We start from the raw sequence: 17,762 nt of genomic DNA, 5'->3' as shown, positions 1-17,762 counted from the left end.
CGTACATGCTCGGTATGGTTCTAGCGGCCGGAGCCGGCCGGAGGCTGCGCCCCTACACCGACACCCTTCCCAAGGCGCTGGTCCCGGTCGACGGCGAGACCACCATCATGGACATCTCGCTGCGCAACCTGGCCGCCGCGGGCCTCACCGACGTCGTCATCGTGGTGGGCTACTGCGCGAAGGCGGTCGAGGAGCGCAAGGAGGCCCTGGAGGAGCGGCACGGCGTCAAGCTGACGCTGGTCTACAACGACAAGGCCGAGGAGTGGAACAACGCCTACTCCCTGTGGACCGCGCGTGAGTACTTCTCCGAAGGCGTCCTCCTCGTCAACGGCGACACCGTGCACCCGGTGAGCGTCGAGGAGACGCTACTCGCCGCCCGCGGCCCGGAGCTGCTCCTCGCGGTGGACAACGTCAAAACGCTCGCCGACGAAGAGATGAAGGTGACCCTCGACTCCGACGGCCACCTGGCCCGGATCACCAAGCTGATGGACCCGGCGACCGCCGCCGGCGAGTACATCGGCGCCACCCTCATCGAGGGCTCGCTGGCCGGCCGGCTGGCCGACGCCCTCAAGGCCACCTGGGAGCGCGACCCGCAGCTCTACTACGAGGACGGCTACCAGGAGCTGGTGAACCGCGGCGGCAAGGTCGCGGTGGCGCCGATCGGCAAGGTGGACTGGGTCGAGGTGGACGACCACGACGACCTGAACCGCGCCCGGGAGATCGCATGCCGCTACTAGCCCGGATGCTGCCCTCACCCCTCACCATCGACGTCCGCCGCGGGGCCATCGCCTCGCTCGGGTCGGTCCTCTCCGACCGGCGGATCGCGACGGAGGGGCGCATCGCCGTGGCCGTGGGCCCGGGGCAGGGCGCGCAGATCGCCGCCGACCTCGACCTGCCCAACTGCGAGGTGTTCCAGGTCGAGGGCGGCAGCATCGACATCGCCACCGAGCTGGGCAAGAAGATCCGCTCCGGCGCCTACGAGGCCGTCGCCGGCATCGGCGGCGGGAAGACCATCGACGTCACCAAGTACGCCGCCTCGATGGCCGGCGTGCCCATGGTGGCGGTGGCCACCAACCTGGCGCACGACGGGATCGCGTCGCCGACCGCCTCCCTGGAGCACGAGAGCGGCAAGGGCACCTACGGGGTGTCCATGCCGATCGCGGTCGTCATCGACGTGGACTACGTCCGCGCCGCGCCGCCCCGGCTGGTCCGCTCCGGCGTGGGCGACGTGGTCAGCAACCTGTCCGCGATCGCCGACTGGGAGCTGGCCGGGCGGGAGCAGGGCGAGCCGGTGGACGGCATGGCCGTCACCTTCGCCCGGGTCGCCGCCGAGGCGGTGCTGCACCGCCGCGACTCGGTGGAGTCCCAGGAGTTCCTGACCGTGCTGGCCGAGGCGCTGGTGCTGTCCGGGATGGCCATGTCGGTCGCGGGCTCCTCCCGGCCCGCCAGCGGCGCCTGCCACGAGATCCTGCACGCCATCACGCACCTGTACCCCGGGGTGAGCAACCACGGGGAGCTCGCCGGCCTCGGCGCGCTGTACGCCTCGTTCCTGCGCGTCAGGCACCTGGGCGAGGACGAGCGCAGGGTGCAGGACATCCGCGCCTGCCTGCTCCGGCACGAACTCCCGGTCGTCCCCTCCGACGTCGGACTGGACACCGAGCAGTTCGTCCGGGCGGTCGCGCACGCCCCCGCCACCAGGCCGGGGCGCTACACCATCCTCGAGCACCTCGACCTGTCCGAGGACGAGATCGGTCGGAGCGTCGGTGAATATGTCGAAACCCTCGGTCGCTGAGGTCCGCGCCGGAGGGCAGCCGGAAGGCATCAAGGAGCGCGTCAACGAGGAGCACTGGGCCGGCCGGCTCTACATGCGCGACATCTCCCCCTACCTGAGCGCCCTGTTCATCAGGCTGGGCGTTCCCCCCAACCCCATCACCTACCTGATGATGGCCTTCGGCGTGCTCGCCGGGGTCGTGGTCGCCTTCGGCGGCCTGTGGCCGGCGATCGCCGCCTTCCTGATGGTCCAGATCTACCTGCTGCTGGACTGCAGCGACGGCGAGGTCGCCCGCTACACCGGGCGGACCAGCGTCGCCGGGATCTACCTGGACCGGATCGGGCACTACCTCGCCGAGGTGGCGCTCCTGATCGGCCTGGGCGTGCGCGCCCAGGGCGAGTTCGCCGCGGGCGGCTGGGTGGTCGCCGGCATGGCGGCCGCGCTCGGCGCCGCGCTGATCAAGGCGGAGACCGACAACGTGGTCGTGGCCCGGGCCAAGGCCGGGCTGCCGGAGAAGATCGCCGACTCGGCCATGGCGCCGCGCTCGGCCGGGCTGAGCCTGGCCCGCAAGGCCGCCTCGGCGCTCCGCTTCCACCGGGTGATCCAGGCGGTGGAGCTGTCCATCCTGGTGCTGGCCGCAGCGGTGGTCGACGCGGTCCGCGGCGACCTGGCGGCGACCCAGGTACTGACCGCGGTCTGCGTGGCGGTGGCCGCGCTGCAGACGGTGCTGCACCTGGTCAGCGTGCTGGCCTCGCGCCGGCTGCACTGACCGCGGGGCGCCGGCCCGGGGACGGGCCGGCGCCCCCCTGTCCCCAAGGCCGCGCGGCGAAACGCGGCCTTATGCATTCGTTACCGGGTTCCTGCGACGGTAATCTTGGGTCAACTCCCCGTCCACTCCAACGATCGGTTGCCATGCCCAGTCCTGCGTCAGAGGAAGCGTCCGCGCCGGCCGCCGCGCCGGAGACCGGTCCCGCGCCGCAGCGCGCCGCCGCCGAGGGGGCGGAGCGGCCGAGCATCTCCTGCGTCGTGCTGACCATGGGCAACCGCCCGGCCGAGCTGCGCCGCGCCATCGAGAGCGTGTTCGAGCAGCGCGGTGCCGACGTCGACGTGATCGTGGTGGGCAACGGCGCCGACCTGCCCGAGCTGCCCGAGGGCGTGGCGACCCTGCGGCTGCCGGAGAACGTGGGCATCCCGGAGGGGCGCAACCAGGGGGTGGCCGCCACCGACGGCGACGTCATCCTCTTCCTGGACGACGACGGCTGGTACCGCTCGCCCGACCTGGCCCGGCACGTCGCGGAGCGGTTCGCCGCCGACCCGTCGCTGGGCGCGCTCTCGTTCCGCATCGCCGACCCGGACGGCGGCCCGGACCAGCGCCGGCACGTGCCGCGGCTGCGCGCCGGCGACCCGCAGCGCTCCAGCCGGGTGACCACCTTCCTGGGCGGGGCGTGCGCGGTCCGCCGCACCGCCTTCGAGGCCGGCGGCGGCCTTCCCGGCGACTTCTTCTACGCGCACGAGGAGACCGACCTCGCCTGGCGGATCCTGGACGCCGGCTACCACATCGACTACGACGCCGAGGCGGTCATGTACCACCCGGCGGTCGCGCCCACCCGGCACGCCGACTTCTACCGGCTCAACGCGCGCAACCGGGTCTGGCTGGCCCGGCGGAACCTGCCCTGGCCGCTGGCCGCGGTCTACCTGGCCGACTGGGTGGCGATCACGGTGCTGCGCGAGCGCTCCGGAACGGCGCTGCGGGCCTGGTTCACCGGGTTCAAGGAGGGCTGGCGCACCGACGCCGGCCCGCGCACCCCGATCTCCTGGTCGACCGCGTGGCGGATGACCCGGCTGGGCCGCCCGCCGATCATCTGACGCCCCGTCCGAGCGGCGGGGAGGCGCGGCGGAGGCGCCGTCCGCGCCCCGCCCGACCCGAGACGGCCTCGGCGGCCGCCGGAGCGCTCCGGCGGCCGCCGAGGCCGTCTCCTCGGGTGCGGTCCCCCTCCATCGGGTGGGGCCGGGGCCCGTCCCCTCTGGCGGGCCCCGGCCGGCGCGGCCCGCTCCGGGGCGCGCCCCCGTGGAGCGCCCCGGCGGCCGCGCGCCGCGTCCGGTCAGAACTCGGTGTAGACGTCCTCGTAGTCGTACCGGGGCAGCCGCGGGAACTGCGGGTGGTCGGCGCCCGGCTTGCCGATGTTGACCATCATGAAGGTGCGGAAGGTCCCGCCGGGGAAGAACTCGGCGTCGATCCCGGCGGCGTCGAAGCCGACCATCGGCCCGGCGGCCAGGCCGGCCGCGCGCACGCCGATGATGAAGTAGGCGGCCTGCAGCGCGGAGTTCAGCCGGGCCGTGGGGATCCGGCCGCTCTCGTCGGCGAAGGCCTGCGCGACCATCTCGGCCCGGTCCGGGAAGAACCGGTCGCCCTTGAGGTGGAACTCGCCGTCGAACCCGAGCACCGCGACCAGCGGGGCGGAGACGGTCTTCTCCCGGTTCCCCTCGGCCATCAGCGGGGCCAGCCGGCGGCGGCTCTCCTCCGAGCGCAGCAGCGCGATCCGCAGCGGCTGGACGTTCATCGCGGTGGGACCGTACTTGACCAGGTCGTGGATGGCCCGGACCTGCTCCTCGGAGACCGGATCGGCGCTGAACGTGTTGGCCGTGCGGGCGGCGCGGAACAGCAGGTCCTGCGTCTCCTTGCTGATCTGCAGGGCGTCGGTGCTCTCGGACATGGGACTCCTTCGCGGCCGCGGGGGCCGGGCGGGTACTGGCTCTCGGCGTCCGGGGGCGCCGTGCACCGCCCGAACGTCGGTTCAGAACATTACTTCCTGAGAAGCTATTCCGATATGGTGAGCCCTGTGGCGGGAGTCTCATGTTCTGCCGGTGGGGCGGCCCCGGTCCGGCCGGTCCACCGGGCGGCCGCGCCGGCGGCCTTCCCCTGGCGGCCGGCCGGGATCACGGGGCGGGAGTGGGACCCGCTCCCGGAGCGCGGCGGGTCTCAGAGGCCGTCGGGTGTGCGGCCGGTCGCCCGGTGGGGCCGCCTCGCGCTTCCCCGCCCGCTCGCGGTGCGGCGGGCCCGCGCCCGAGGCGCACACCGCCCGTCCTCGTTGCTCTTGGGGTCGCGGGGGCACCGGAACGCTCCGGTGCCCCCGCGCCCCCAAGACCAACGAGGGGGCGCGGTAGGTCGCCTGCCGCGGCCTGCCTCCGCCAAGCCTCCCCGCAGCGGCCGCGGCGGCGCCGGGCTCCGGAGCGCCGCCTTCCCCCCGGCCCGCGCCCGGACACTCCGGGCGACCGCTCGCATGACCGACGGTTTCTGAGGCCGCCGGGGGCCGCTGCTCGCCGCTCAGGCCGTGCGGAGCGGCCGCGGCGGCTTTCCGGATCAGCCGGGCGGCCTGCCCGGGGGCCCGCGCCGAACGGCGTGGGGGAGGGGCGGGCCGCTCCGTTCCGCTTCGGGGAGGGGAGCCGGCGGGGCCGCTGCTTCCGCAGGCCGGCCCGGCTGAAGCGGGGCGGTCCGGCGGGGCGGAGCCGCCGCCCCTCGCCCCGGGGAAGTGGGCGGGGGCGGCTCCGCCGGGCGCGCCGGGCGGTGGCCGGGGCCGGGCGGCCCCGGTCCGTCCCGGCGGCCGGAGGGGGATGGGTCGCGGGGCGGCCCCGCGACCGGGTCAGGCGCGGGCGTTGCGCAGCGGGGCGGCGGGGCCGGAGCACTGGGCCGGGATGCGGCCGCGGGCGGTCTCCCGGGTCGCCTCCCCCGCCCACTCCTCCAGCTGGCGGACGAACCGCTCCGCCTGCACCGGCCAGTGGTAGTGGTCGCGCGCGATCTCGTGGCCGGTCCGGGCGAACCGGGCGCGCAGCGCGGGGTCGCCGCGGAGCAGCAGCGCGGACTCGGCGGCGGCCGCCGCGTCGCCGAACGGCACGACGATCCCGCAGGCCCCCTCCGGGCGGCCGCTGACCAGCGCCTCGGCCACCGGCGAGGGCGTGGTGATCACCGGCAGGCCGTGCGCCATGTACTCGACCACCTTGGTGGGCAGCGAGTGCCGGTAGTTCGGGGTGTCGTGCAGCAGGCTCACCCCGGCCAGCGCGCCGCTGACGATGCGCAGCGCGCGGTCGTTGGGCACGAAGCCGTACCAGCGCACGTGGCCGTCGCGCTGGGCGTCCCGGAGCAGCGGGCGGACCTGCGGGTCGGCCGCGCCGATGATGTCCACCCGGACCCCGTGCGGGCGGAGCAGCCGCCCCGCCTCGATGAGCTCGCGGGCGCCGCGCGCCTCGGACAGGTGGCCGAGGTAGACGATCCGGTCGTGGCCGGGCGGGCGGGCCGGGCGCTCCGGCACCTCGGTGGTGTTGGGCACCACCGGGTGCTGCCGGGAGAACCGGTCCCGGTAGCCCTCCTCGGCGAGGAGCAGGTGCATCCGGCGCTCGGCGCGGCGCTCGAAGCCGCGCACCACCGGGGCGAGCGGCCGGCGCAGCGGCCGGGGCATCCACGGCTTGGTGAGCAGCGCGGCGGCGGCGTCCTCGTGCACGTCCCAGACGGTGGCCGGCCGCTCCTTGGGCAGGGCCAGCATCAGCTCCGGGTCGTGGAAGAGGAGCAGGTCGGCGCGGGGCGCGTGCTCCTCCAGCGCCGCGCGGGCGGCGCGCAGAGCCCGCAGCCGGCGCCGTCCGGCGGCGCGCGGCACGTCCACCGCGGTCAGCTCCGGCCAGGGCGTGACGCCGCGCTCGCGGAACGGGGCCAGGTAGGTCACGGAGTGGCCGGCGTCCAGCAGGGCCCGGATCTGCCGGTGCAGGATGCGGGCGTCCTCCGGGTGGTGGACCACGGTGGCCACGAGTGCGTGCATGGGCACCTCCGCCTGGGTGGTGAGCGTCCCGGTCCGGGGGGTTCCGCCCGGATGGGCGGCCGACCTGCTGGGAAGGGTAGGCGGGCCCGGCGAACGGAGAGTGAAGGACGGGCGTCCCCGAGGTCGCCGCGCGCATGAAGAGACGGATGCGGCTCCGGTGGCCGGGGAGAGCGGCCGCTGCGGGCAGTGCGCCGCCGGGCCGCCGTCCCACTTCCCCGTTGATCTTGGACTTGCGGGGGTATCAGGGCGCCCTGATACCCCCGCAAGTCCAAGATCAACGGGGCGGTCCGCTGCCGAGTCCGGGCGACCGGCCGGATGCCCGACGGTCTCTGAGCTTGTTCTTCAACCTGGGCGGGTGTGGTGCCCCTTCAGGGGCATGGCGCGTTCGGCCGTCTTTCCCGCGTCATGGCGCGGTGCCCGACGCCGGTTCTTCGGGCTCCGGGGGCGCCCGGGGCCCGGAGCCGGGGGTCGGGCGCACCGGCGGGACGGGCCGCCTCCGCGCGGGCGCCGCGAAAGCCCCGCCGCGCCCGCGCCGGGCTCGACCGTCCGGCGGCCGGGGCCGCTCCCAGGGGCGGCGCAGGTCCTCGGCGGCCGGGGCGGACCGGCCGGGGTCGGCCGCCGGCGGGTCCGGGAGCGGGCACGGGGGAAGCGGCCCGGTCGCCGGACCGGGCCGCCCTGGGGTGGCGGGGCTAGAGGACCTCGATGCCCTCGCGCTCGATCGGGGAGGTGGTGCTGTGCGCCCGGTCCGGGGAGTCCGGGGCCAGCCGGCGCATCACGCCGCGGGTGTCCAGCAGCAGCCGGGCGTGCTCGGCCAGCAGCTTGGGGCGGTAGTCGGGGTGGTCGGTGAGGAGGATGGTCAGGTCGGCCTCGGCCAGCGCCTGCTCCAGGTCCAGCGCGCGGGGCACCTGGGTGCCGTTGACCGACCACTCCGCCACGTAGGGGTCGTGGTAGCTGAGCTCGGCGCCCTTGGCGGCGAGCTTGCGGGCGACCGGCCGGGCCGGCGACTCGCGCTGGTCGGCGATGCCGGCCTTGTAGGTGACGCCGAGCAGCAGCACCCGGGAGCGGGAGAGCGCCAGTCCGCTGTCGTTGAGCAGCTCCTGGGCGCGCTGCGCCACGTAGGAGGGCATCCGGGCGTTGATCTCCTGGGCCAGCTCCACGAAGCGGAACGGGTAGCCCAGCGTCTTCACCTTGTAGGAGAGGTAGTTCGGGTCGATCGGGATGCAGTGCCCGCCCACCCCGGGTCCGGGGTAGAAGGCCTGGAAGCCGAACGGTTTGGTGGCGGCGCAGGCGATGGAGTCCCACAGGTCCACGCCGAGCTCCTGGCAGAACACCGCCATCTCGTTGACCAGTGCGATGTTGACGTGCCGGTAGGTGTTCTCCAGCAGCTTGGCCATCTCCGCCTCGCGGGTGCCGCGGGCGCGCACCACCTGATCGACGAAGCGGCCGTAGAAGGCGGCGGCGCGCCGCCCGCACTCCTCGGTGAGGCCGCCGACCACCTTGGGCGTGTTGGCCACCCCGAACGAGGGGTTGCCCGGGTCGATCCGCTCCGGGGAGAAGGCCAGGTGGAAGTCGGCGCCGGCGATGAGGCCGGACTCCTCCAGGATGGGCCGGACCACCTCCTCGGTGGTGCCGGGGTAGGTGGTGGACTCCAGCACCACCAGGGTTCCCGGGGTCAGGTGGGCCGCGATCGAGGCGGCCGCCGAGGTGACCGCGCCGAGGTCGGGGCCGCCCTCCGCGGACAGCGGGGTGGGCACGCAGATCACGATGGTGCCCGCGCCCGACAGCCGGGAGGCGTCGGTGGTGGCGGTGAACCCCGCCTCGCGCATCCGCTCGATGTCGGTGTCGGACAGGTCGTCGATGTGCGACCGGCCGGCGTTCAGGCCGTCGACCACGGGGCCGGACAGGTCGAGCCCGGTGACGGTGAGCCCGGCTCTGGTGGCTTCGTGCGCCAGCGGGAGTCCGACGTACCCGAGACCGATGACGGCTAGATCGCTTGCTGGGGTTGCGACGTCCACGGGGCCCCTCACCTTCGTTGAGCGCTTTTCGGCGGTATCGCTTGCAAAGACGTGCGGTTGCGTATAAAGGCGTGTCGCAGCGGGGAGTGTGCGCCTTCGGGCTACTCTGGCTAGACGCCTGAGCGTAGTTCCGAGTTGGCCGGACCCCTGAGAAATGGCCTGGTTCGGACAAATCCGCCTGGTGTTCTTCCTCCGCGTCGACCGAGGTACGACCGGCTCCGGTACCTCGCCCGGACCGGATCCGGCCTCGTCGAGTCCGACTTTAGAGTGCTATCTCCGGATATCGGAGCAAGCTTCCGAATTACCGGGTGGAATTTACTCTCCGGTCACTCGGGGTTAGACGAAACACTCCATTCGCCCCCGTCACCGAGGAGCCCTCGATAAGCCTCCGCGTACCGGTGCGCGGCCGCCGTCCAGGTCCGGTCCCGCCCGATCCGGGCCCGCGCCTCGGCGCCGAGCGCGGCGCGCGCCGCGGGATCGGCGGCCAGCGCGGCGAGCCGCTCCGCCAGCGCCGCGGGGTCGCCCGCGCCGACCAGCTCGCCGGTGCTCCCCGGCCGCACCAGCTCGCGCAGCGCGGGCAGGTCGGAGGCGACCACGGGCAGGCCGCCGGCCATCGCCTCCACCGGCTTGAGCGGCGTCACCAGCCGGCTCACCCGCTCGTCCCGCCTGGGCACCGCGAACACGTCCAGCGCCGCGTGGTGCGCGCGGACCTCGCCCGCCGGGACCCGGCCGGGGAAGTGCGCCGCGCCGTCCAGCCCGGCCTCGGCCGCGCGCCGGCGCAGCGCGGGCAGCTCCGGGCCGTCCCCGACGACCAGCGCGTGCGCCGGCACGCCCCGCTCGCGCAGCAGGGCCACCGCGTCCACCAGCGTGTCCAGGCCCTCGTAGCCGTAGCAGCTGGTGGTGGTGCCGACCACGAACGCGCCGGCGGGGATGCCGAGCCGCTCGCGCACCGGGCCGCCGTCCGGCAGCGGCTCCAGGAACGACTCGTCCACCGCGTTCGGCACCACCAGCACCTTCTCCGCGGGCACCCCGCGCGCCACGATGTCGGCGCGCATCGCCTCGCCCAGGGTGACCACCAGGTCCGCCTCGGCCATGCAGGCCGTCTCGTGCTCCCGCTCGGCCAGGTAGTAGGCGTCGGCGGTGGACCGGGAGGGGTCCCGGGACAGCCAGGACTCCTCCAGGAAGCCGCGGACCTCGTAGACCACCGGCAGGCCGCGGGCGCGCCCCAGCTCGATCGCGGTGCGGCCGTTGACGTGGTTGCTGGCCGCGTGCAGCAGGTCCGGCCGGACCCGGTCCAGCAGCGGGCCGGCCAGCCGCACCCCGGCCCGCACCTCGCCGTCCCCGCCGGACGGCGCCGACCAGGGCAGCAGCCGGTGGTAGGGCACGCCGTCCAGCACCACGCGGGGCCGGGCGTCCGGCCTCCCGGCGCTGAGCGGGTAGCCCGCCCGGGTCGCCACGTGCGCCTCCAGCCCCGCCGCCCGCTGGCCCAGCGCGATCCGGTGGGTGCGCTGGGTGTAGCCGGCGTTGGTGTGCGGGAGCGCGTTGGTGACCATGTGCAGCACGCGCAGGCCGGAACGCCGGGCGTGCTCGGCTGATCGCTGACCGTTCACCGGGCGGTCGCGCCGCGTTCTCCGCTCCGGGGCTACGGTGAGCGTGTATCCACGGTGGTCGGGCACCCTGCGCCCGGCGACCAGGGCCGAGCGGTCGGCCAGCGCCGCGCGCCGGCCGCCCTCGGGCAGGCGCTCGATCAGCTCGTCGGCCAGGCCGGTCTCGCGGATCGCCAGGGCGAACGCGGCCGACCGGGCGAGCGAGCGGGGGGAGGCGCGATGGGCGGCGCCGCGCACGGTGCGCACGGCCTCGGCGCGCTCTCCGGCGTCGGCCAGAGCGTAGGCCCGCAGCAGCGGGCCGCCCCGGGACGCCGCGCGGCGCAGCCCGGAGCGGGCCGGGGCGGGCAGCACCCGCAGCAGCAGCAGGGGGGAGCGCGCGGGTTCGTCCCGCAGGTGGCGCCAGGCGAGGGTGGCGGCGTAGGTCGCCGCTCTCACGTTCTGCAACACGCTCGCATGCAACCACGCGGGGATGGCCGGACGGTGACGTTCGGGCGTCGAGATCCCGGGAGGCGCGGAAACTGTGCACCCGGGGACAGCTGAAAGGAAGACAGTGTCAACAGGGTCACCGGCACCGGCCGCCGACGCCGCGGCGCCAGGCGCGTTCCTGCACATCGTCGGGGCGCGGCCGAACTTCGTGAAGGCGGCGCCCGTGGTGGCGGCGCTGGAGGGCCGCGGTGCCGAGCAGAGCGTGCTCCACACCGGCCAGCACTACGACGACCGGATGTCCGCGGTGTTCTTCCGCGACCTGGGGCTGCCCCGCCCCGACGCCGACCTGGGCGTGGGCTCCGGGACGCACGCCGAGCAGACCGCGGCGCTGATGGTCGGGCTGGAGAAGGAGTTCACCGAGCGCCGGCCCGGCATGGTGGTGGTCTACGGGGACGTGAACTCCACCGTGGCCGCCGCGCTGGTCGCCGCCAAGCTGGGCGTGCCGGTCGCGCACGTCGAGGCCGGGCTGCGCTCCTTCGACATGTCCATGCCCGAAGAGGTCAACCGGCGCGTCACCGACCAGCTCTCCGACCTCTGCTTCGCCACCAGCCCCGAGGCCGTCGGCCACCTGGCGGCCGAGGGCGTCCCGGTCGGCCGGGTGCACCTGGTGGGCAACCCGATGATCGACACCCTGCTCGGCAACCTCGACCGGTTCGACACCGGCGCGCTGCGCGACCGGACCGGCCTGCCCGAGTCCTACGTCGCCGCCACCCTGCACCGGCCGGCCAACGTCGACCGCCCGGAGACGGTGGCCCGGCTGGTCGCCGCGGTGCACGAGGTCGCCGACGACATCGACGTGGTGATGCCGGTGCACCCGCGCGGCCGGGCCGCCTTCGCCGCGGCCGGCCTGGGCGGCCACCCCCGGGTGCACCTGCTGGAGCCGCTGGGCTACATCGACTTCGTGGCCCTGGTCCGCGGCAGCAGCGCGGTGGTCACCGACTCGGGCGGGGTCCAGGAGGAGACGACTATCCTCGGGGTGCCCTGTCTGACCCTGCGCCCCAACACGGAGCGGCCGGTGACCATCACGCACGGCACCAACCGCCTCGTCTCCGAGGCGGAGCTGCCCGAGCTGCCGGGCCTGGTCGCCAAGGCCGCCGCGGAGGCCCCCGCCGAGCGCCCGGTGCCCCCGCTGTGGGACGGCCGGGCCGGGGAGCGGATCGCCTCCGTGCTCTGCGGCGAGGTGGGAGACCATTGAACCCTCCTCGGCGCGGGCGGCCGGCCCGCGCCGCCCGTCCGCCCGCCGGGCGGACGGGCCCCGCGCGATCGGCGCCGGCCCGTCCGCGACCGGCCCGGATACCCGAAGCTTTGGAAGGAGTTGCCGTGCCGGCTTGGTTCTCCCCCAGCACGCCACGACCCGATGACCGGCCGCGGGGTTCCGCGACGGCGAACCCGGAATCCCTCCTCGGGGAGGTGCGATGAAACGGCGCGAGCAGAGCCAGACCGAGCAGCTGCGGCGGGCGCTGTCGGAGCGGGAGGCCCAGCTCTCCGAGGCGCAGGCGCGGCTGGCCGCCCTGGAGGGGTCGACCTCGCTCCAGGTCGGCCGGGCGCTGACCTCCGCGGCCAAGCGCCCGGGGCGCGGCCTGGTCCGGCTGCCCCGGGACCTGTTCCGGCTGTGGCGCAGGAACGGCACCACCGCCCAGGCCACCGGCCGGCGGCGCAAGCCCGACCCGGTCCGCTCCTATGAGACCGAGCGCCAGGAGGTGCGGCTGCTCAGCGGCACCATCGGGGTACGCGACGAGCGGCTGGCGGTGGCCGGGGTGCTCTCCCCGGAGGCGGCCGCCGCGGTCGAGCCGTACCTGCGCGTGGTGCCGCTGCGCCCGCAGGACGCCCAGCCGGTGTTCGAGTCGGTCGACGTCGACCTGGTGCTGGTGACCGCCTCCGCGGCGCTGGCCGGCACCGGCAGCGCCTGGGCGCACACCGGCGACCCGGCCGCCGCCGACCGCACCCGCGCCCTGGCCTGGGTGCTGGAGGCCGCCGCGGCCCGCGGCGTGCCCAGCGTGCTGATCGCCGACGCCGCCGCGCCGCCCGCGCTGGCCCGGCTCCCCTTCGACCTGGTCCACCAGGGCGACCTGGGCGTCCCGCTGCACCGGTTCAACCCGATCGCCGCCGAACCGGAGCGCGCCGCCGAACCGGTGCTCCCGCTCCCGTACCGGCCGCTGAACGCGGTGGCCCGGCGGCTCGTGGCGGGCCTGGGGCTGCGCACCGCCGACCCGCACTGGGAGGACCTGCCCGGCCTGCTCCGCTCCTCGGCCGCGGTGGTCGCCGCGGACGAGGCCGCCGCCGACCGGGCGCTGGCCTGCGGCGCCCGCGCCCTGCTGCTGGGCCGCCCCGCGGACGGGGAGCGCGGGCCCTCGGTGCCCACCGACGCCTCCGCGCTCCGCTCCGACGCGGCCGCCGAGGAGCTGGCCCGGCTGCGCGCGGCCGGCCCGGCGGCCCCGGACGAGGTGCGCGCCGCGCTCCGCTCGGTCTTCCTCACCGACGCCACCCCGGTCCGGCTGGCCGAGGTGATCGGCCGGCTCGACCTGGCCCCGGGCTCCGGCGGCGCCGGGCAGCCGCTGGCCGGGCGGCGCACCGCGGTGCTCGCCGCACCGCTGGACGACACCGAGTCGCTGGCGCTCGCCGACGACCTGCTCAAGCAGTCCCACCCGGCGGCGCAGGTGGTGGTCCCGGAGGGGGCCTCCCGGTTCACCGGGGTCGAGCGGCTCCGCTCGTTCGGGGTCCCGGTGCGCGCCGCTCCGGTGCCGGACGGCGGCGGGGCGGCCCGCTGGGCGGCCCTGGCCCGCCAGGCCGACGCGCCCTGGAGCGCGCTGTGGCACGGCCCGCGCGGCGAGGCGCACCTGGCCGACCTGGTCTGCGCCGCGGAGTGCTCGGGCGCGGACGCGGTCGGCGAGGCCGCGGTGCCCGGCGGCGACGCGGTCCGGGCCGTCGGCGCCGACCAGGACTACGTCTTCGTCGGAGCGGTCCGGCCGGACCTGGTCCGCACCGCGCTGGCCGCCCGGGGGATCGACCCGGGACTGTGGAACCGCCACGGCGCCCGCCTGCTGGCACTCGGGCCGGACCGGGGCGCCGCCCCCGGCCCGGAGCAGGGCCGCGCGCACAGCGCCCCGGGGACGAATTGAACGGGGACGGGCCGCTCAGCGGAGCGGCGACCGGGGCATTGGAAAGGGAAGACGTGACGAAGCAGGGACTCACGGACGGCCGGGGGGACGGCCGCGGGCGGCGGCCGCGCGCCCTCGTCTACGGCGACGTCGACATGAACATCATCGACGGCTCCGCGGTCTGGGCGCAGTCCATGGTGCAGGCGCTGGCCGCGGCCGGCTGCCGGGTGACGCTGCTGCTCAAGGCCGAGGTCTCCACCGACCGGCTGGTCGCCCCGCTGGAGGGGGTCCCCGGGGTCGAGGTGCGCCGCCCCTACGAGGAGAAGCTCCTCACCGACCTGGGGCCGCGCGGCCTCACCCCGGACCAGGCGGTGGGCCTGCTGGCCGACCTGGACGGCCGGGACCGCTACGACCTGGTCGTGGTGCGCGGCCGCCGGCTGGCCGTGCTCGCCGCGCAGAGCGAAGCGCTCAAGGGCCGGCTCTGGACCTACCTCACCGACGTGCCGCAGAGCGTCCCGGAGCTGACCGCCGGAGCGGTCTCCGAGCTCACCGACATCGCGGTGGCCTCCCGCTTCCTGCTCTGCCAGACCGAGGACCTGCGCTGCTTCCTGGAGTCGGCGGTGCCCGCCTCGGCCGGCAAGAGCGTGCTGTTCCCGCCGGTGGTGGTGGTCCCCGAGGACCTGCCCGGCCGGGCGGGACCCGAGCGGGGCGGCGCCGGCGGGGACGGGGGCGGCCCGCTCCGCCTCGTCTACACCGGCAAGTTCGCGCCGCGCTGGAACACCCTGGAGATGGCCCGGCTGCCCGAGGTGCTGGCCGAGCGCGGGGTCGCCGCCGAGCTGGACATGATCGGCGACAAGATCCACCGGGACAACCCGGAGTGGGCCCGGCGGATGTCCAAGGCGCTGGAGGGAACCCAGGGGGTGGTCTGGCACGGCGGGAAGCCGCGGGCCGAGGCGCTGCGGCTGTCCGCCCGGGCCGACGTCGGCCTCTCCTGGCGCGACCCGGACCTGGACGCCAGCCTGGAGCTGTCCACCAAGGTGCTGGAGATGGGCGCGCTGGGGCTGCCGGTGGTGCTCAACCGCACCCCGGCGCACGAGGCGCTGCTCGGTGAGGACTACCCGCTCTTCGCCGAGCCCGGTGCGGAGGCCGAGGACGTCGCCGACGTGCTGACGCTCGCCGCCGACCCCGTGGTGCGCGCCGAGGCCGCCGAGCGCTGCCGGTCCGCCTCGGCCGCGTTCAGCCTGGACCGGGCGGCCGAGCGGCTCGCCGGGTACCTGGACCTCGCCTGCCCGCAGGGCCCGGCCGGGACCGACCCGGCCCGCCCGCTCAAGGTGGTCATCGCCGGGCACGACCTCAAGTTCTTCACCCGGCTGGCCGACCACCTCACCGCGCTGCCCGGACTGGACGTCCGGCTGGACGAGTGGGAGTCGCTGCGCGCCCACGACCAGTACCGCAGCAAGGAGCTGGCGGCCTGGGCGGACGTGGTCATCTGCGAGTGGTGCGGGCCGAACGCGCTGTTCTACGCCAAGCACAAGCGGCAGGACCAGCGGCTGCTGGTCCGGCTGCACCGGTTCGAGCTGTACGCGGAGTGGCCGCGCAAGCTGGACATCGAGAAGGTCGACGCGGTGATCTGCGTCAGCCCCTACTACGCCTCGCTCACCCGGGAGCTGGCCGGCTGGCCCGCGGACAAGGTGGTCACCCTGCCCAACTGGGTCGACGTCGACCAGCTGGACCGGGAGAAGCTGCCCGGCGCCGAGTTCACCCTGGGCATGATCGGCATCGCGCCGTCCCGCAAGCGCCTGGACCGGGCCCTGGAGGTGCTGCGCGAGCTGCGCCGCCGGGACCGCCGCTTCACCCTGGCGGTCAAGTCCAAGCAGCCCTGGGACTACTGGTGGATCTGGAACCGCCCGGAGGAGCGCGAGTACTACGAGCGCACCTACCGGGAGATCCGCCGGGACCCGCTGCTCGCCGAGGGCGTGGTGTTCGACCCGTTCGGCCCGGACGTCGCGGCGTGGCTGCGCCGGATCGGGTTCACCGTCTCCACCAGCGACGACGAGAGCTTCCACCTGGCCCCGGCGGAGTGCGCCGCCTCCGGCGGCATCCCGGCGGTGCTCTCCTGGCCCGGTGCGGACACCATCTACTCGCACCGCTGGCTGCACGAGGACACCGCGGCGATGGCCGAGGCGATCCACGGGACCGTCGCCGAGGGCCGGTTCGACGCGGTGCGCGGCGCGGCCCGCGCGGAGATCACCGAGAACTACGCGCTGGACAAGGTCTGCCGGATGTGGACCGACCTGATCGTCAGCGGGACGGCCCCCGAGCCGGTCTCGCTGCCGGAGCGGGTCGCGGTCTGACCCGCCCCGCCCCTCTCGGCGATCGTGGCGCTGCGGGGCCGTCGGAGCGCGACACCCCCGCAGCGTCGCGGCCATCGCCTCCTCCGGGCACGAGGGCCGGGGGAGAGCCGTAAAGCGGAGCGGCCCCGCACCGGGATCCCGGTGCGGGGCCGCTCTCGTGCCCGGTCCGCGCACCGCGCGGACCGGGCGCAGGGTCAGCAGGCGGTCTTGGCGTCGGCCGCGCTCTTGCCCTCGACGTCCGCGCCGCCCCCGCCGCCGCTCTTGAACCCGTTCCAGTCGTAGGCGACGACCAGCTGCAGGGTTTCGGCCAGCGCCGGGTTCTCCTCGGTGGTCGCGCTGTTCAGCTTGGACGCGACCGCCTTCGCCTCGGCCTCCTTGCCCGGCGGGTAGTAGACCGTGCTCTTCTCCGGCGTCTCGCCGAGCGGGTTGCCGGTGCCGGCGGGCAGGAAGCCCATCCCGGCCAGGCCGGTGGAGACCTCGTCGGCCAGGCCCGGGGTGTCGGTGCCGTTGAGCACCTCCACCGAGATGGTGGACGGCTCCACCTTGGGCGCCTTGTCGCCGCCCTTGCCCTTGCCGCCCTCGTCGTCCTCCTTGCCATCGCTGATCTCGTCGCTGGCCACCGACTGCCACAGCCGGGTCGCCTTCGGCTCGCTCCAGGCGACCCGGTTCCGGTCGGCGGGGTGCGGGCCGTTGGGCACCGTGACGAACTCGATGTTGTTCAGGTCCACCTCGCGCATGGCGACCGCGATGTCGCCCATGGTGGAGACGGTCAGGCCGTCGTCGGTGCTCAGCGAGTCGGCGACCGAGCCGAGGAAGGCGTTGAGGGTGCTCGGGCTGGACAGCACGTCGCCGTTCATCACCTCTTGCAGCATGGCGCCCATGAAGTCCTGCTGGCGGTCGATCCGGGACAGGTCGCTGCCGTCGCCCTGCCCCTTGCGGGACCGGACGTAGCCCAGCGCGTCCTCGCCGTCCAGGGTCTGCTCGCCGGCCTCCAGGTTCAGGTGGCCGGCCTTCTCGTCCCGGATCGGCTCGGGGATGCACATGGTGACCCCGCCGAGCGCGTTGACCATCTCCTTGAAGCCGGTGAAGTCGACGCTGACGAAGTGGTCGATGTGCACGTCGGTGAGCTGCTCGACGGTGCCCCACAGGCACTGGACGCCGCCGTTGTTCATCGACTCGCCGATCATGGCGGTGTGCGCGTCCTGGCCGGGCTTCTCGTCGGTGGGCTCGCAGGCCGGCATGTCGACCACCGAGTCCCGGGGGATGTTGACGATGGTCGCCCGGCCCTTCTCGGGGGAGATGTGCGCGATGGCCAGGGTGTCCGGGCGCTCGCCCTCGGCGTCGCCGTAGTCGGCGTTGTCGCCGCTGCGCACGTCGGAGCCGATCAGCATGATGTTCAGGACGCCGTCGACCCGGGTCGGGCGGTCACCGAACGGGTCGAGGTCGATGTTCTGCTGGTTGATCTTGTTGTAGATGTTCCAGTAGACCCCGTAGGCGGTCAGCAGGCTGCAGATGAGCAGGCAGGTGGAGACCAGGGCGATGATGCGGCGAGGCGAGATCGCCCGCCGCGCTGCGGCGTGACCCCGCGTGGAGCCGCGTGATGAGGGGCGTGTTCTTGGCATC

At 75.1% G+C, this 17,762-nt stretch carries 12 protein-coding genes; 7 read left to right on the top strand and 5 right to left on the bottom strand.

Going from position 1 to position 17,762, the window contains the following annotated elements; translation table 11 throughout:
* The first annotated feature begins 5 nt into the window (after positions 1–5).
* From J0910_RS27185 to J0910_RS27170, 4 genes are all read left to right on the top strand, one after another.
* Positions 6–737, top strand: coding sequence for a phosphocholine cytidylyltransferase family protein (locus J0910_RS27185; RefSeq protein WP_420161379.1), 732 nt, complete (start codon positions 6–8; stop codon positions 735–737).
* Between the two features lie 5 nt (positions 738–742).
* Positions 743–1,792: an iron-containing alcohol dehydrogenase family protein gene (locus tag J0910_RS27180; RefSeq protein WP_420161378.1), complete on the top strand. Its 1,050-nt coding sequence runs from the start codon at positions 743–745 to the stop codon at positions 1,790–1,792.
* A complete protein-coding gene (locus J0910_RS27175) occupies positions 1,770–2,540 on the top strand; it encodes a CDP-alcohol phosphatidyltransferase family protein (RefSeq protein ID WP_420161377.1) in 771 nt (256 codons plus the stop codon). Before J0910_RS27180 ends, J0910_RS27175 begins: the two co-directional genes overlap by 23 nt.
* A gap of 143 nt (positions 2,541–2,683) precedes the next feature.
* Positions 2,684–3,637, top strand: a complete 954-nt coding sequence (locus tag J0910_RS27170) for a glycosyltransferase family 2 protein (RefSeq protein WP_420161376.1) — start codon at positions 2,684–2,686, stop codon at positions 3,635–3,637.
* A 236-nt stretch (positions 3,638–3,873) separates the two neighbouring features.
* Here the strand turns inward: J0910_RS27170 and J0910_RS27165 are convergent, their stop codons facing one another.
* The 4 genes from J0910_RS27165 to J0910_RS27150 all read right to left on the bottom strand — a co-directional run bounded on the left by J0910_RS27165 (position 3,874) and on the right by J0910_RS27150 (position 10,645).
* Complete coding sequence (locus J0910_RS27165; protein WP_420161375.1) at positions 3,874–4,485, bottom strand: malonic semialdehyde reductase; 612 nt, start codon at positions 4,483–4,485, stop codon at positions 3,874–3,876.
* Between the two features lie 927 nt (positions 4,486–5,412).
* Complete coding sequence (locus J0910_RS27160) at positions 5,413–6,579, bottom strand: glycosyltransferase family 4 protein (protein ID WP_420161374.1); 1,167 nt, start codon at positions 6,577–6,579, stop codon at positions 5,413–5,415.
* A 689-nt stretch (positions 6,580–7,268) separates the two neighbouring features.
* The gene (locus J0910_RS27155) at positions 7,269–8,594 is read right to left on the bottom strand and encodes a nucleotide sugar dehydrogenase (protein ID WP_420161373.1); all 1,326 of its coding nucleotides are present in this window, start codon (positions 8,592–8,594) and stop codon (positions 7,269–7,271) included.
* 326 nt (positions 8,595–8,920) lie between these two features.
* Complete coding sequence (locus J0910_RS27150) at positions 8,921–10,645, bottom strand: glycosyltransferase family 4 protein (RefSeq protein WP_420162102.1); 1,725 nt, start codon at positions 10,643–10,645, stop codon at positions 8,921–8,923.
* A gap of 160 nt (positions 10,646–10,805) precedes the next feature.
* Here J0910_RS27150 and wecB point away from each other — a divergent pair, with 160 nt between their 5' ends.
* From wecB to J0910_RS27135, 3 genes are all read left to right on the top strand, one after another.
* A complete protein-coding gene (wecB, locus tag J0910_RS27145; RefSeq protein ID WP_420162101.1) occupies positions 10,806–11,882 on the top strand; it encodes a non-hydrolyzing UDP-N-acetylglucosamine 2-epimerase in 1,077 nt (358 codons plus the stop codon).
* Between the two features lie 220 nt (positions 11,883–12,102).
* Positions 12,103–13,806 carry a serine/threonine-protein kinase gene (locus J0910_RS27140; RefSeq protein ID WP_420161372.1) on the top strand — a complete coding sequence of 568 codons (1,704 nt, stop codon included), beginning with the start codon at positions 12,103–12,105 and terminating at the stop codon, positions 13,804–13,806.
* Positions 13,807–13,940: 134 nt separating this feature from the next.
* On the top strand, positions 13,941–16,139 hold the full coding sequence (locus tag J0910_RS27135; protein WP_420162100.1) for a glycosyltransferase: 2,199 nt from the start codon (positions 13,941–13,943) through the stop codon (positions 16,137–16,139).
* 194 nt (positions 16,140–16,333) lie between these two features.
* Here J0910_RS27135 and J0910_RS27130 read toward each other — a convergent pair whose 3' ends face one another.
* Positions 16,334–17,761 (bottom strand): LCP family protein, encoded by a 1,428-nt coding sequence (locus J0910_RS27130; RefSeq protein ID WP_420161371.1) that lies wholly within the window; start codon positions 17,759–17,761, stop codon positions 16,334–16,336.
* Position 17,762 lies beyond the last annotated feature (1 nt).

This window comes from Nocardiopsis oceanisediminis (genome assembly GCF_048595525.1).
GTDB lineage: Bacteria > Actinomycetota > Actinomycetes > Streptosporangiales > Streptosporangiaceae > Nocardiopsis_A > Nocardiopsis_A oceanisediminis.
The sequence above is the reverse complement of the archived record's forward strand: the minus strand, read 5'-3'. Positions and strand labels throughout refer to the sequence as shown.

What these genes read in the sequence shown, in the direction of transcription:
- J0910_RS27165 (WP_420161375.1), bottom strand. Translation starts at nt 4,485, where the DNA reads ATGTCCGAGAGCACCGACGCCCTGCAGATCAGCAAGGAGACGCAGGAC.
- J0910_RS27135 (WP_420162100.1), top strand. Translation starts at nt 13,941, where the DNA reads ATGAACATCATCGACGGCTCCGCGGTCTGGGCGCAGTCCATGGTGCAG.
- J0910_RS27130 (WP_420161371.1), bottom strand. Translation starts at nt 17,761, where the DNA reads ATGCCAAGAACACGCCCCTCATCACGCGGCTCCACGCGGGGTCACGCC.
- J0910_RS27175 (WP_420161377.1), top strand. Translation starts at nt 1,770, where the DNA reads ATGTCGAAACCCTCGGTCGCTGAGGTCCGCGCCGGAGGGCAGCCGGAA.
- J0910_RS27185 (WP_420161379.1), top strand. Translation starts at nt 6, where the DNA reads ATGCTCGGTATGGTTCTAGCGGCCGGAGCCGGCCGGAGGCTGCGCCCC.
- J0910_RS27180 (WP_420161378.1), top strand. Translation starts at nt 743, where the DNA reads ATGCTGCCCTCACCCCTCACCATCGACGTCCGCCGCGGGGCCATCGCC.
- J0910_RS27140 (WP_420161372.1), top strand. Translation starts at nt 12,103, where the DNA reads ATGAAACGGCGCGAGCAGAGCCAGACCGAGCAGCTGCGGCGGGCGCTG.
- J0910_RS27160 (WP_420161374.1), bottom strand. Translation starts at nt 6,579, where the DNA reads ATGCACGCACTCGTGGCCACCGTGGTCCACCACCCGGAGGACGCCCGC.
- J0910_RS27170 (WP_420161376.1), top strand. Translation starts at nt 2,684, where the DNA reads ATGCCCAGTCCTGCGTCAGAGGAAGCGTCCGCGCCGGCCGCCGCGCCG.